Here is a 15,046-nt window from a genome sequence, read left to right as displayed (position 1 = left end):
ATTTTGTTTTCGAGGGCCTCATAAATGTTTTTGAGGACGCCAAAAACAGATTACTACCGGTAAAAAGAATAGGATTACCTAAAACAACCGGTAAACTAATTCGGTAATTCGGAGAGAAACATGTACATTTGCATTTTAAAGTATAAAATTAAATCTGTATCACAATGAAGACGCAATTATGCCAAAAGCTTGTAGTTCTCTTTCTCATAAGTGTATTTGTCAGCGGTTGTAACATCGGGACAAAAAAGACGACGGATAACGATGTGACATTCGATTCGATCAGTGTGGACAAAACATATCACCTCCTGGAAAATCCGGAAAATCCGAATTGTAATCTTCAGATAAACTTCACCTATCCGGCAAAATACGACAATAAAGATATCCTGAAAAAGATACAACAGCAATTTGTGTATTCTTACTTCGGAGATGGTTACGAAAACTTATCCCCCGAAGAAGCGACTGCCAAATATACCGAAGATTACCTGAACAACTACAAAGATTTGGAAGACGAATATAAAGCAGAAGTAGCAAAAGCCGACGAAACTCCGGTCGGAGCATGGTTCTCCTATTTTGAAATGTCGTCCGATGATATAGCCTACAATAAAAATGACATCCTAAGTTACACTGTCAACTTTGAAAATTACACAGGTGGTGCTCATGGCGCCCATTCTTTTACGAATCATGTCATAGATATGAAAACAGGTAACCTGATCAAGGAAGACGACATCTTTATCGAAGGTTTTCAGGAAGACCTGGCACAAATCCTTATAGACCGGATTGCCAAACAAAATACCGTGGAAAATCCGAAAGAACTGGAGAATATAGGGTTCTTCAGTATCGACGAGATTTTCCCGAACGGCAATTTCCTGATTGACGACAATGGTATTACCTATACATTTAACGAATATGAGATAGCCGCCTATGTAGTCGGTGCAACGAATGTACATCTTCCTTACGAAGAAATACAATATCTGCTCAAAAAAGAAAGTCCGATTGCACATCTGGCATTTTAAACATAATCTATGGAACTGATAAAAACTTATTTTCCGGAGCTGAACGAAACGCAACTTGCACAATACGAAGCTCTGTACGATTTATATACTGATTGGAATTCAAAGATCAACGTGATATCACGCAAAGATATCGAGAATCTTTATCCTCATCATGTCCTTCATTCGCTGGGGTTAACTAAAATGATGAAGTTTAAGGATGGTTCATCTGTTATGGATATCGGTACCGGCGGAGGATTTCCCGGTATTCCGTTGGCTATATTCTTTCCGGAAGTACAATTCCATCTGGTTGACAGTATCGGAAAAAAGATCAAGGTCGGACAAGCCGTGGCGGAAGCTATCGGTTTGAAGAACGTAACATTCCGTCACTGCCGGGCAGAAGAGGAAAAACAGCTTTTCGATTTTGTTGTCAGCCGGGCAGTCATGCCATTGGGAGACCTGGTCAAAATATCCCGCAAAAATGTAAAGAAAGAACAGCAGAACGCATTGCCCAACGGATTGATATGTCTGAAAGGCGGTGAGTTGCAACACGAAATACAGGCTTTTCAGAAACAGGCAATCGTTGTTGAACTGGGCGATCACTTCAAAGAAGAATTTTTTCAAACTAAAAAAGTAGTATACGTACCGTTATGATTACAATAAAGGCTTTTGAATTCAATTATTTCCAGGAAAACACATTCGTGTTGTATGATGACACCAAAGAAGCTGTCATCATCGACTGCGGTTGTCTTCGCCCGTCGGAAGAAAAAGAGCTGAGCGATTTCATTACAGAGAATAAACTGACAGTGAAACATCTGCTTTGTACGCATTTACACCTGGACCATATCTTCGGGAATCCGTTTATATATAAAACGTATGGTTTATCCCCGCAGGCACACCGGCTCGATGTGGAACAACTCCCTGCACCCGACAAACAGGCACAGGCATTCGGACTACCGGGACATTTCCAAGAAATCCCGGTACAGAAACAGCTGGTCGGCAATGAAGTGATCAAATTCGGACATTCGGAATTATTGGTCCTGACAGTTCCCGGACATTCTCCCGGCAGTGTGGCTTTCTACAATAAAAAGAACGGTTTTGCCATTGTTGGAGACGCGTTGTTTGCAGGAAGCATCGGCCGTACGGATTTATGGGGTGGTAATCAGGAAGTACTGATCGCCGCCATCAACGACAAATTGCTGTCATTACCGGATGAAACGGTTATTTATCCCGGACACGGACCGGAAACAAGAGTTATCGACGAAAAATTAAACAATCCTTATTTATAAACACATTAAATACTATGGACACAAATAAATTTGTAAACCGCCACGTCGGCATTGCAGAGGAAGATATCCCGGCTATGCTTGAAGCTATCGGTGTTAAATCGGTTGACGAACTGATTGACCAGACAATCCCGGCCAATATTCGTCTGAAAGAACCTCTGAATCTTCCGGAGCCAATGACTGAGCGGGAGTTTGCAGAACATATCGCCGAACTGGCATCCAAAAACGAAGTTTTTACGTCTTACATTGGAATGGGATGGTATGATACTATCTGTCCTGCTCCTATCCAGCGTAATGTTTTCGAAAATCCGGTTTGGTACACCTCATACACACCGTACCAGGCAGAAGTATCGCAGGGACGCCTGGAAGCACTGTTGAACTTCCAAACTGTAATCAGTGAGCTGACTGCTCTACCGCTAACCAACTGTTCTTTGTTGGATGAAGCGACTGCTGCTGCCGAAGCTGCAACCATGTTTTATGGCAGCCGCAGCCGTGCACAGGCAAAAGCCGGAGCTAATACGCTATTTGTTGATGAGAATGTATTTGAATCAACTTTAGCCGTAATCAAAACACGCATGATCCCACAAGGTATCAACGTGGTAATAGGAAATTATAAGACATTCGCCTTTACACCGGATGTATTCGGAGCTATCGTACAATTCCCGAATGCGGATGGTTCGATTGAAGATTATAAAGAATTCATTGCAAAAGCGAACGCCAACGAAACCCGTGTAGCCGTAGCAGCCGACCTGATGAGTTTGGTATTACTGACACCTCCGGGCGAATGGGGAGCCGACGTAGTGTTCGGCAGCAGCCAGCGCTTCGGTATTCCGATGTTCTACGGTGGTCCTTCTGCTGCTTATTTTGCAACAAAAGACGAATACAAACGTGCTATTCCGGGACGTATCATCGGTATCTCGAAAGATGCTTACGGACATCCGGCTTACCGCTTGGCTTTGCAGACACGCGAACAGCATATCAAACGTGAAAAAGCAACTTCAAATATCTGTACCGCACAGGCTTTATTGGCAACAATGGCCGGTTTCTATGCCGTATATCACGGAGCAGAAGGTCTGCGCAACATTGCCGGACGCATCCACGCTTCGGCCGGATTCCTGGCTGCCGAACTTGAAAAATTAGGTTACAGACAACTGAACAAGGATTACTTCGATACGTTGAAGATCGAATTGCCGGCTCATGTTTCTGTAAATGCACTGCGTGAAATCGCTTTGGAATGCAAGGTGAACCTTCGCTACTTCGAAGGCGGCCAGGTAGGCATCAGTATTGACGAAACAACACAGCCTACCGATATAGGCGTATTGTTGTATATCTTCGCCGGTGCTGCCGGAAAAGACTATATGCTGGAAGAAGCCATCCCGGAAAAGACTTATTTCGATCAGAAATTCGTCCGTACTTCCGACTTCCTTCAGGAAGATGTATTCAAAAAATATCATACGGAAACCGAGCTGATGCGTTATATCACCCGTCTGGGACGCAAAGACGTATCATTGGCACAGTCGATGATCTCCCTGGGATCATGTACGATGAAACTGAACGCTGCATCTGAAATGCTTCCGCTCAGCCGTGCTGAATTTATGAATATTCACCCGTACGCACCGGAAGAACAGGTAGAAGGCTATACGGAGTTGATTGAAAACCTGTGCTGCTACCTGGCAGAGATCACCGGATTCAAAGGTGTTACATTACAACCGAACTCAGGTGCCGCCGGCGAATATACCGGACTTCGTGTCATCCGCGCTTATCTCGAAAGCATCGGACAGGGACATCGAAATATCGTATTGCTTCCGGCATCGGCCCACGGAACTAATCCGGCCAGTGCTATCCAGTGCGGTTATACCACTGTTACTGTTAAATGCGACGAAAACGGTAATATCGACCTGGAAGACTTCCGCGCCAAGGCAGAAGCCAACAAAGACAACCTGGCTGCCAGCATGATCACTTATCCGTCTACCCACGGTATTTTTGAAGTAGACATCAAAGAAATGTGTGATATTGTTCATGCTTGTGGCGGACAGTTGTATATGGACGGTGCCAATATGAACGCTCAGGTAGGATTGACCAATCCGGGAACTATCGGAGCTGATGTTTGTCACCTGAACCTGCACAAGACATTTGCTTCACCTCACGGTGGTGGTGGTCCGGGCGTTGGTCCGATCTGTGTTGCCGAACATCTGGTACCGTTCCTACCCTCTCATCCGGTAGCCTGGGGAAGCGATCTGAATACGGTTTCTGCTGCTCCCTATGGTAGTGCAGGTATCCTTCCGATCACTTATGCTTATATCCGCATGCTTGGTACGGAAGGACTGGAAACTGTTACTAAAACTGCCATCCTGAATGCAAACTATCTGGCTTCTAAATTTAAAGACACTTACGGAATCGTCTATACCGGAGCCACAGGACGGGTTGGCCACGAATTGATTCTGGAATGCCGCGGTGTAAAAGAACGTTCAGGCATCGACGAAGGTGATATCGCTAAACGTCTGATGGACTTCGGGTATCATGCACCTACGCTTTCATTCCCGGTACACGGAACTTTAATGGTTGAACCGACCGAAAGCGAAAGCAAAGCCGAACTCGACCGTTTTGCCGAAGTAATGGACTGCATCTGGAAAGAAATCAAGGAAGTGGAAGAAGGCAAAGCCTCTAAAGAAGATAATGTGCTCAAAAATGCTCCTCATCCGGAATATGAAGTAACCGCCGATGAATGGAAGCATGAATATCCTCGTAGTAAAGCAGCCTTCCCACTGGAATGGTTGCATGACAGTAAATTCTGGATCAATGTGGCCCGCGTAGATAATGCTTACGGCGACCGCAATCTGATCCCGACACTCTGTGCTTGTGAAATTTAATAACAACAAACTATCTGAATGAAAAAAGTATTTTTAGCTTTAGCAGCCGTTGCCCTTCTGGTAACGGCTTGCAACAAAGCACCGGAAGCAAAAATCAAAGTGTACGGCTGGCAAGGTGAAGGCGGTAATACAACCGAAGAGACCTTACAAGCCGATTTTAGTAAATGGAAATCGCATGGGCTGGATGGTATGTGCTACAACGCCGGACATGATTTGCAAAAAATCCAGCGTGCCGCTAAAGTGGCTCACGCAAACGGTATGGAATACCATGCTTGGATACCGGCCATGTTACAGGGAGGCATGGACTCCACCCTATATGCTGTAAACCGCAAAGGCGAACCGGCTTACGAAGTACAAGCGTATGTTCCTTATTACAAATGCCTTTGCCCAAACCATGAAGGGACTGCCGAATTCCTGACCGATCTATACGGCAAAGTAGCCGATATTCCTGAAGTAGATTACGTTCATCTGGATTATATCCGTTATGTAGACGTTATCCTCGCCAAAGGTCTTTGGGAAAAATACGGTCTGGTTATGAACGAAGAATATCCGACTGCCGATTATTGCTATTGCGACAAATGTGTAGCCGATTTCAAGGCTGCTACCGGTATCGATATTAAATCTGTTGAAGATCCTTCCAAATGCAAAGAATGGGCTCAGTTCCGTTGCGACCTGATCACTAAGCTGGTAGATCGCATTGCAGATACAGTCCATGCTAAAGGTAAAAAGATCAGTGCAGCCGTATTCCCCGGTCCTGACTCACACGCCAAATGGATGGTTCGCCAGGAATGGAATAAATGGAATATCGACGCATTCTTCCCGATGAACTACAACGACTTCTACCTGGAAGACGCTGCCTGGGTAGGCGAGGTGACGAAGGAAGAAGTAAACTCTGTGAACGGAGAAAAACCCGTTTTCAGTGGTTTATTCATCTGCCACGATTGGCAAAACAAAGCTAACATCAAAGATCCGGAAGGACACGGTCTGATCCCTTCTGAAATAGAAGAAGCAGTACGCGGATCGATGGAAAGCGGTGCAGCCGGTGTTGCCCTGTTCACCCCCGGTAACATGACCGACGAACATTGGAAAGCTTTCGACAAAGCGATTCATCAAACTTACACTGTAAAGAAATAAAAGACTTACACAAGATGTAAATAAACGCAGGTATACGCAGCTCTAATTTTCTCATCTGCATATCCCTGCGTTTTTACATTTCATATTCTAATTCTAAAAACAAATAACTATCGCATGAACACAACGACAAAGAAAGAGAAAATCAAATTCAGTAAAGCGTTTTGGGTAGCCAATACCGTCGAACTATTTGAACGTGCCGCCTACTATGGCGTATTTATCGTAATAACACTCTACCTCAGCCGCATCCTCGGATTCAACGACATACAAGCGGCAACTATCGCCGGAACATTCTCCGCATTCCTCTACTTCCTCCCGACTTTTGCCGGTGCACTGGCCGATAAGATCGGATTCCGCAATTCCATGCTATTGGCCTTCTCTTTGCTGACCATCGGTTATGCCGGGTTGGGGCTTTATCCTACCTGGCTCCAGTCAGCCGGACTGGTTGAATACGGGACAACAACAACATTTACCGGATTGCTCGAAAGTAATCTCCGTTATGGAATTATCCCGATCATGATACTGATCGTTATCGGAGGATCATTCATCAAAAGTGTAATTTCCGGAACTGTAGCCAAAGAAACAACTCCCGAAACCCGTGCCAAAGGTTTCTCCATTTTCTATGCAATGGTAAATATAGGAGCCTTCTCCGGCAAAACTATTGTAAAACCGTTGCGCGAAGCATTAGGGAACGAGGGGTTGATCACTCTCAACTATTTTTCCGCTTCAATGACATTCCTGGCTCTTATTGCGATCTGGTTTTTCTATAAAAGCAGCCAACATTCCGGTGAAGGAAAAACTTTCGGACAAATATGGACGGCACTGATCAAAGTCTGTACAAACGGTCGCCTGATCATATTGATCTTTATTATTTCCGGTTTCTGGATGGTTCAGCACCAGCTGTATGCAACCATGCCTAAATATGTTTTACGTTTGGCTGGCGAAGGAGCTTCTCCTTCCTGGTATGCCAACGTGAATCCGCTGGTTGTAGTATTGACCGTAAACTTAGTTACCCAGTTAATGCGTAAGAAAACCGCACTTACCTCTATGACATTCGGTATGTTCATCATGCCGATCTCCGCTCTTTGCATGGCATCGGGAAATATGCTGGATGGCAACACAACTATCCTCGGTATGCATCCGGTAGCTTTCATGATGGTAGTCGGGATTGTCTTCCAGGGACTAGCGGAAACATTTATCTCCCCCCGTTTCCTTGAATATTTCTCATTGCAGGCCCCCAAAGGCGAAGAAGGATTATACCTCGGTTTCAGCCACCTTCACTCCTTCCTGTCATCTATACTCGGATTCGGCTTATCAGGCTTCCTATTAAGCAAATACTGTCCGGAACCGACACTGTTCGCCACGCATGAAGAATGGGTAGCCGCCAGTGCACATGCACATTATATATGGTATTATTTCGGGGCGATCGCACTGGTATCGGCTGTTGCTCTGATTATATATGGGCAGGTAGTAAAGAAACTGGATGCAACCCGCTGTTAAAAACCTAGTATAGAGCAAAAAAAGAAGGAGATTTTCTCATTTTCAGAGAATAATTTCCTTCTTTTTTATTAGGTTATCTACTTTCTATTTATTCAGTAATTGCTGAATTGCCGTTTGAGATCCTTTCTGCTTTTTTGATATAGAGATTGTAGGAAAAAGTGCTTCTATTTCATATGATTGCAAAGTATCTCTCGGATCAAAACGATCTGAAGCCACATATTTTTCAACCGAAGTTATTAATTGCCTCGTCGCTAAACGGTTATCTATATCACTTTCCGGATCTACACAAAGAACGAACAGCTTACCCTTTCTAACCTTTGCCTCGAAAGCAATACCCAGTTTCTGATTTGTTTCATACGAATCTATACTTTGAATAATAGGAGTTATATTATTCAAAGCAGTCAAATCCATAGCCGTTGCATGATTCAAAATATCCCACCATTGCCAGTCGGCATATGATTTTGTGGGAAAACACCTAAAAACCGAATGTTGGGCATTAATCAAAGTACCCACAATCATCGGATTCCAATTAAACATGATCGGGTTCCAAAAATGACTGGCAAAATGAGTTTTACGACCTTCGCACTTTTCCGGAATCAGTAATACATTATTTCCATCTTCAAGCATCTTCAAAGTTTCTTCATTCCATTTACGTGTATAGACAAAATTCGTTTGTTTTTCCGTTTGTTGCGGATATACCCAAATATTCCATTCATTTTTTACTCCTCCCATTCCTGCTTTCAATGTTAGTTGACAAGCATGAGTTATTCCATCCAAATCAATATCAATCGTACCTAAAGAGTCAACCGTATAAGGCTGGATATTTTTATTGTCCAAAGTGCCTTTGCTTATTATTTTCCCATCTTCATCTATCAGGCTCCAGTTTAGCTTTTCCTTTTTAAGAACATCTTTACCAAAATGATATATATCCATTTTTACTTTCAATTGTTCACCTGAAAGAAAAGTTCGTTTCTGTAAACGGGCCAGCAAAACAGTCGGTGCACATGACTCACGAAATTTCTCGGGAGAAACTAAACCTTTACTTTCCCAAAAAGCATCCAGGATTCCTACAAAAGCACTCCCTTGCCCCGGAAAATCAGCAAGGCCTAACAATTGAAAACCTCCCGAAGTACGGGTACGAAGTAAAGATTCATTTACTTCTTTATACTGTAATACGGTATGTGCACCTGTAGCTTTGAAGAAATCATTTGCCTGATGTAACATTCCATTTTTGGTTAACCTTTCTCTAAACACTTCAAAATTACGCGCTTCGAGTACACCCGTATATTTCCTGATCTCATCAAAATTGGGATACATACAACGCTGCCCGGTTTCATGTGCTATAACAGGTACATCAATGTCTGACTCTTTGTTGCGATCCCAATCGGTAGACGGAGTCCCTTCATAAACAGTGATCCATCCTTTGGAAGTAACATGTGACACATAGTATTGATCGGAAGCGGTATGAGTACGAGCCGTAGATGCAGAATAAAGACGACGGTTATCATAAGTCTGCGCTTTCTTGACCAAATCTTCCAAAACAGCAAAATCACCTTCATTTTCATTACCATTACACATTAAAATAAAAGAAGGATGATTACCGTAGGTATCCAGAATAGCATACATCTCTTTTTCAAAAAAATCGCGCCTGGCAGGATATTTGCCAACATCCTTAATCCACATGGGTAGTTCGGCTTGCAGATACATTCCCAATTCATCTCCTGCCATAAATGCAGCTTCGGGAGGACACCATGAATGAAAACGGACATGATTCATACCATATTCCTTAATTGTAGAGAATATACGTTTCCAATCATCCACATAGGTAGAAGGATAACCGGTCAGAGGAAACACTGCACAGTCGAGTACCCCACGCAAATGGATATCGTGACCGTTCAAACGGACATGATGCTTACCTTGTTCTACATTTCGCATACCAAACGTAATCGTCCGGGTGTCCTGCTTTCCGTCTACATGCAATGTTGTTTCAAGTTCATACAAAAAAGGATTGAACTCATCCCATAACTTTATCTGTTTACCTAAGTTGATCGTTTGCTCAATGCCCTCTTGTGCAACGAGACTATCTATCCCAACCTTATGAGTTGCAACAAGTTTACCTCCTTTTTCACGGACATGCAGTTCTAATGATCCTTTTTGGAATGTAGTTAAAGAAGATAACTCGACTTTCGCTAAAACAGACTTATTCTCTATATCAGGATACACATTTACATGGCGAATATGAACCTTTTCTTTGGCCTGTATAGATATATCACCTACTATTCCATTCCAATTAGTTTGTGTGTATTCGGTAGTTCCGTGGTTCCATTGATCCATTGGATATTTCAAACGATTGTCCACACAAAGGGTCAGGGTATGCACTCCCGGTGTTAAATATTTTGTTAAGTGGAAAATATTGGGTGTACTCAAACGTTCATCCATACCAACCAATTGCTCATCTACAAAAACTGTCGTCTCCCAATGACAACGTTCCAGATTCAAGACTATATCTTTATTCTTCCATTCTTCAGGAATAACAACTTCACGTTGGTACCAGGCAGCTCCCTGATACTCGAATTTACGACTGAGACGGTCCACATAACGAGCATTATTTTTAATACCTTTCCCACTCTGATCCGTAGATCCGGGTAATACAATAGTCTCTACTAATTTATCCAGATAGAGTTCCGATCCGGGGGTTTTACCAAATCCCATAGGATCCAATTGAAAACGCCACATACCGGACAAATCAATCTTTAGCGAATCTGTTTTCGCCTGCATCAAATATGCCACAAAGCATAACAACAATAATACTACAGTTTTTCTCATCTTGTTTTTAATTATCACGCAACAAAGAAATATCAAATCCTCTCAATAAAAAATAGACTATATTTAACCGAGATGGACTATCTTAAGAAATCAGGTATAGATTTAAGCTAAATCGAAGCTAAAATCCATACCTGATACTTAACCTTAACACTCTAAAAAACTTTACCTATTATCTATTTTCCATACACATAAATCTCGGCAACACTTGTAGACGGTTCATTATTACTATCCGGAAGCAACAATTTCAAATAACGTCCCTGTTCTGCCGATTCAGGTATTGATATAGAAAGACTATCACCATCAACAAACACTGCATTTCCTATTTTTTTCCATCCATCGACATTTCCGTTCGATTGATCAGAAACATATAATTCCACGCTCTTCGTATCCGTATTACCGGCTCTGCGATAGATTTCGATCCTTGAGATTTTTTTCTGAGATTGCATATCGATTACTGCCCAGTGCGGCAGAGGTGCACTTTCTGTTTCCCATTCAGAATGCCAGAAAGTACTCAAATCTCCATCCAGCAAAGCGACTCTTCCTCCATGATCTGCTGATTCATCCGATGCAGCCAAAACAGTCCATGAACTACTGTCATATTTATATTCTTCTGGAATAACGGTTTCAAATGTTTTCCATGCAGTTGCAAACGTATCGATAGCTACCGTTTCCGGAATAAACAAAGACCTGTATTCAATCGAAGAACCGGGTTTCACCTCCGGAAGTTCTACAACATCCTTTGTTGAAGAAGTTTCAACTATCGACTGCGAACCATCATTCTTCGTATACCGTATTTCACTACAAACAAGGTCACCCGGAGCAAAATACCAGGAAACTACACCTCCTTTATCCGATAATGATACCGTTTTAATGCGGCGGTCGCTTAACCTTGATTGATAGATTTCGCCATACGATGTTCCAAAATCCGTCAGATATAATGATTTATGTCCGAAATTATCTGTAGTACGAACATCAAACGTATAAGATTTTTCTTCCATATTATCCAATATAACAGAAATACTATCATAACCAGTCTTCAATTCAACAGGAACGATCAGCGAATCTAGTCCGTCATTCCAATATACATCAATAGACCGGACATTCGGAGCATTATAAGTACGACAGTTAAACAAAATCCGATTTTTACCTGCAATAAAACCTATCGTATCCGGTTTAGGAGCATAAATGATCTCACCATCTTCAATATATTCTTTATGTACGTCCATAAAATCATCGCAAGAAACGAAAGATAAAACAGATACTACAAATGCAACTATACCATATATTCTTTTCATAATCATTCTTTATTAATTCATTGAGCCAATCATTACTCTTCATTTTCTCCATAAAAAGATATTTCTGCTGGAGAAACATAAGAAGTACCCTTCCAAGCTGAAGTAAGAAGTATACGCACATATCTCATCGGAGGCTGCGATAAATCAAATGAAAACTCATGTCCTTTATCTGCCATTTCCTTATCAAGATCAGTAACAGTATTACCTGGAGAACCAGAAGGCTTAACAATTTCACAATCCATAATTTTAACCCATTCACTCCAATCTCCATCTTTACCAGGCTCGTGATCACAAGTATACACTTCCATTCTTTGAGGGTTACCATGATCATAATAAATATTTGTAGAACCATTTAACTTTCGTTGATGCATAACAAAACGACTAAGTTTAGCCATACAACCCAGATCTATTGTCAAAGCTGCCGGTAAAGCATTATTAGGGGTATGTCCAAAAGTTAAAGGATCATCATCAATCATATAAGCATCCAAACATCCCCATTCTGCAAAAGAAGCATCGTTATCCAAACGCATAACTCGCATTTTTTTCTTATCCAACTTTTCTTCAAACAAAGGCGTAACTTCAGCTGAAATCGTATCTGAGTAATTGTTGAAATTATCTCCTAAAATCATTGAGAATTTGGATAACTCTGGAGCATATCCACGTACGCTATACGTATTTTTATCAATATCACTAGTCAAAATATTTAATGTAGACATCCGACCTAAAGAATCAGGTCCTAACAATTCAACATTTAGAGGAACCTTGTCCGAATTTCCCCAACTAAAATTAGCACCTCCAAAATCTGCTTTAATTCTTACTGTTTTTATAGCTTTACTTAAAGGGGACTCTAAAGGATAAAACTTTACTTCCACAGGATCAGACAGTTCTTGAGCACGATTTACAGCATAAAGCACTGCAGTATGTTCTAAAGTATCATTGTATCCTTGAATTAATAGTTTGTTTTCATAATACGATGCCATTACTTCATTTTCTTTACCATCTGATAGAGTATATACACACTTCACTGCCAATAAATCTTCCGAATTGGGAATCTTATAAGAAATTGTAGCTCCACCGGCAGACGGCTCCACCGTAACATCTGTAACAATTCCCGGCTTACCTAAACTGCCACTAATAGGAGCCAGTTCTTTCTCCGAACAAGAAGAAAAGACCAACAGTAACAATAAAAAACTCAAATATTTCGTTTTCATACACTTATACTATTATTAAAAATAAACAATTACCACCCCGGATTCTGAATCAATTGCGGATTCTTTACAATATCCGATTCAGGTATAGGGGCTAAATAATTTTTAAATGAGAAAGACTGTTCATAAACAGGAGTCACCGTATAATAATTTTCCGCATCAGAAGCATTTATGTTCCACCCTTGAATCAAACGATTTTGTTCTTGCAATGCAGTTTTCCAACGGCGACTATCCCAATAATAACTTCCTTCGCAGGCTAATTCAATCTTACGTTCACGCTGAATGATTTCGCGCATACCTTCTTTTGTTGTCGGTTTTTCCGGATGATTCGAATATTTACGCCAGCTTTGCAATACACCGTCCAATCCGGCACGCTCACGTACCATATCTATATATTTATAAACCTCTGCATCAGGTACATTTTTCGATTCGTTCAATGCCTCGGCACACATCAGCAATAAATCTGCAAAACGCATATCCGGAAAAGGATATGACTCCCAGGTCACACTGTTAGCATCACGATAAGACGAATTTATTGAAACCAATTTTTTAGGCCAATAACCAGTTGCATTATAATTTCCAGGATCTGCCGCAGAAGAATATTCTCCAAAACGATTTTTAGGGTACAGACACTCTGCATCATCATCCGGTATATTTTTGTAAGAATTTCCATACCATTTACCACGATCGAAACCTAATGTTGAATAAAAACGTGGTTCACGGTCAAAGTTCAATCCTGCAGTTTGTTCCCCTTTCTGAATATAATAACGATTTCCTTCATCCCCTGTACGCAGACTATAACGGTTCGTATAATCATACATTATATCTTCTTCAATGGGAACCCCATTTTTCGAATAAAACCATTCAACAGTCGACAAAGGAACGCTCAACCTTTGTTTAGTACCCAAAGTTAAAGCAGACTCAAAATAAGTAAAACAGTCTGACTGGAACCCTCCATCAACAGGATAAGACGTGTTACTCCAAATTAGTTCAGCATTCCATCTGTGACTAATAACACCTCTCAGTGTTTGAACCTGCAAAGTTTGATCTGATAATTTCTTTGCCGATATATAATCAGAAGTTCGGTACAAACGAATTCCTGCAGTTTCACAAATATCTACAGCTTTTTTACATGCTTCTGCCGCAGTTGTCCAACGTGAAGCATCATAAGTCTGATTAAAAAATGGTTCTCCGTTATGATCCCTGAAACTATTATAGTCAGTATTTCCATTAAACAAAGGGCTGGCCCAATACAAAAGTATCTTAGCCTTCAACATATAAGCTGCCGGCTGCGTAAAACGTCCTAACTCTGTTGTCGGATTTGAAAGAATCAACGGTAAAGCTTCACTTTCTATCACTTCATCCATCAGATCAAGAACATACGAAAAACAATCATCCACTTTTTCGCGGTAAACACGTACAGCTTGAGTAGATTCGTTTACAGCCGGACTTTCACGTAACGGACAGATAGGTCCGTAATAAGACAATAAATAAAAATGAAAATAAGCTTTAAGCATTTTGACTTCAGCTATCATACGCTTTTTTTCATATTCATCTAAATCCTTTACATCACCTATCCCCATCATAAAAGTATTACAATCACGAATACCGGCATACAGCGAATAACTACTTGCCCAATAATTCATAAGTGCACTGGTCGGACTGTCTTGTCCTAACCCTAATTTCATACCAGTATCACCACTATACTCAGTATTTAAAATCATCTCCATAGCTCCATGAATCCCCGGATTCTCGCTCATACTCGCAGCCTTTGGTACTCTCCAATAACAAGAAGCCAGATATTTTTCTACAGTGTAGCGATCAGCAAAAGCATGCTCTTCGGTAGCCACATTGTCAGGAACCACATCCAGAAAATCACAGGATGTTGCAGCCAATGCAGTACAAACACATACGATATATTTATAAATTGATTTCATATTG

General features: G+C 41.5%; 10 protein-coding genes. 6 read left to right on the top strand and 4 right to left on the bottom strand.

Annotated elements, in window-relative coordinates; genetic code table 11:
* The first annotated feature begins 164 nt into the window (after positions 1-164).
* The 6 genes from DWW91_RS17915 (at position 165) to DWW91_RS17890 (ending at position 7,776) form a co-directional block, all read left to right on the top strand.
* Positions 165-1,013 (top strand): DUF3298 and DUF4163 domain-containing protein, encoded by an 849-nt coding sequence (locus DWW91_RS17915; RefSeq protein ID WP_010800224.1) that lies wholly within the window; start codon positions 165-167, stop codon positions 1,011-1,013.
* A gap of 9 nt (positions 1,014-1,022) precedes the next feature.
* Positions 1,023-1,643, top strand: a complete 621-nt coding sequence (gene rsmG, locus DWW91_RS17910) for a 16S rRNA (guanine(527)-N(7))-methyltransferase RsmG (protein ID WP_007659413.1) — start codon at positions 1,023-1,025, stop codon at positions 1,641-1,643.
* Positions 1,640-2,278, top strand: coding sequence for an MBL fold metallo-hydrolase (locus DWW91_RS17905; RefSeq protein ID WP_122328486.1), 639 nt, complete (start codon positions 1,640-1,642; stop codon positions 2,276-2,278). Before rsmG ends, DWW91_RS17905 begins: the two co-directional genes overlap by 4 nt.
* A 14-nt stretch (positions 2,279-2,292) precedes the next feature.
* Positions 2,293-5,145, top strand: a complete 2,853-nt coding sequence (gcvP, locus tag DWW91_RS17900) for an aminomethyl-transferring glycine dehydrogenase (RefSeq protein WP_048314237.1) — start codon at positions 2,293-2,295, stop codon at positions 5,143-5,145.
* Positions 5,146-5,163: 18 nt separating this feature from the next.
* The gene (locus tag DWW91_RS17895; protein WP_007659409.1) at positions 5,164-6,279 is read left to right on the top strand and encodes a hypothetical protein; all 1,116 of its coding nucleotides are present in this window, start codon (positions 5,164-5,166) and stop codon (positions 6,277-6,279) included.
* A 114-nt stretch (positions 6,280-6,393) separates the two neighbouring features.
* A complete protein-coding gene (locus tag DWW91_RS17890; RefSeq protein ID WP_122328485.1) occupies positions 6,394-7,776 on the top strand; it encodes an MFS transporter in 1,383 nt (460 codons plus the stop codon).
* An 84-nt stretch (positions 7,777-7,860) separates the two neighbouring features.
* Here DWW91_RS17890 and DWW91_RS17885 read toward each other — a convergent pair whose 3' ends face one another.
* From DWW91_RS17885 to DWW91_RS17870, 4 genes are all read right to left on the bottom strand, one after another.
* Positions 7,861-10,554 (bottom strand): glycoside hydrolase family 2 protein, encoded by a 2,694-nt coding sequence (locus DWW91_RS17885; protein ID WP_233584518.1) that lies wholly within the window; start codon positions 10,552-10,554, stop codon positions 7,861-7,863.
* A 221-nt stretch (positions 10,555-10,775) separates the two neighbouring features.
* Complete coding sequence (locus tag DWW91_RS17880; RefSeq protein ID WP_122328483.1) at positions 10,776-11,897, bottom strand: DUF4998 domain-containing protein; 1,122 nt, start codon at positions 11,895-11,897, stop codon at positions 10,776-10,778.
* 32 nt (positions 11,898-11,929) lie between these two features.
* Complete coding sequence (locus DWW91_RS17875) at positions 11,930-13,108, bottom strand: DUF5000 domain-containing lipoprotein (protein WP_048314243.1); 1,179 nt, start codon at positions 13,106-13,108, stop codon at positions 11,930-11,932.
* 29 nt (positions 13,109-13,137) lie between these two features.
* Entirely contained in the window at positions 13,138-15,042 is a 1,905-nt protein-coding gene (locus tag DWW91_RS17870; protein ID WP_010800233.1) for a RagB/SusD family nutrient uptake outer membrane protein, read from the bottom strand.
* Positions 15,043-15,046: the final 4 nt, after the last annotated feature.

Origin of the sequence: Parabacteroides sp. AF17-3 (assembly GCF_003635445.1) — a bacterium.
Lineage (GTDB): Bacteria > Bacteroidota > Bacteroidia > Bacteroidales > Tannerellaceae > Parabacteroides > Parabacteroides goldsteinii.
Note: the sequence above shows the minus strand (reverse complement) of the source record. Positions and strands in the feature narration are given on the sequence as shown.

Excerpts from the sequence above, each read along its gene's own strand:
- DWW91_RS17915 (WP_010800224.1), top strand. The coding sequence starts at position 165 with ATGAAGACGCAATTATGCCAAAAGCTTGTAGTTCTCTTTCTCATAAGT.
- rsmG (WP_007659413.1), top strand. The coding sequence starts at position 1,023 with ATGGAACTGATAAAAACTTATTTTCCGGAGCTGAACGAAACGCAACTT.
- DWW91_RS17905 (WP_122328486.1), top strand. The coding sequence starts at position 1,640 with ATGATTACAATAAAGGCTTTTGAATTCAATTATTTCCAGGAAAACACA.
- gcvP (WP_048314237.1), top strand. The coding sequence starts at position 2,293 with ATGGACACAAATAAATTTGTAAACCGCCACGTCGGCATTGCAGAGGAA.
- DWW91_RS17895 (WP_007659409.1), top strand. The coding sequence starts at position 5,164 with ATGAAAAAAGTATTTTTAGCTTTAGCAGCCGTTGCCCTTCTGGTAACG.
- DWW91_RS17890 (WP_122328485.1), top strand. The coding sequence starts at position 6,394 with ATGAACACAACGACAAAGAAAGAGAAAATCAAATTCAGTAAAGCGTTT.
- DWW91_RS17885 (WP_233584518.1), bottom strand. The coding sequence starts at position 10,554 with ATGCAGGCGAAAACAGATTCGCTAAAGATTGATTTGTCCGGTATGTGG.
- DWW91_RS17880 (WP_122328483.1), bottom strand. The coding sequence starts at position 11,897 with ATGAAAAGAATATATGGTATAGTTGCATTTGTAGTATCTGTTTTATCT.
- DWW91_RS17875 (WP_048314243.1), bottom strand. The coding sequence starts at position 13,108 with ATGAAAACGAAATATTTGAGTTTTTTATTGTTACTGTTGGTCTTTTCT.
- DWW91_RS17870 (WP_010800233.1), bottom strand. The coding sequence starts at position 15,042 with ATGAAATCAATTTATAAATATATCGTATGTGTTTGTACTGCATTGGCT.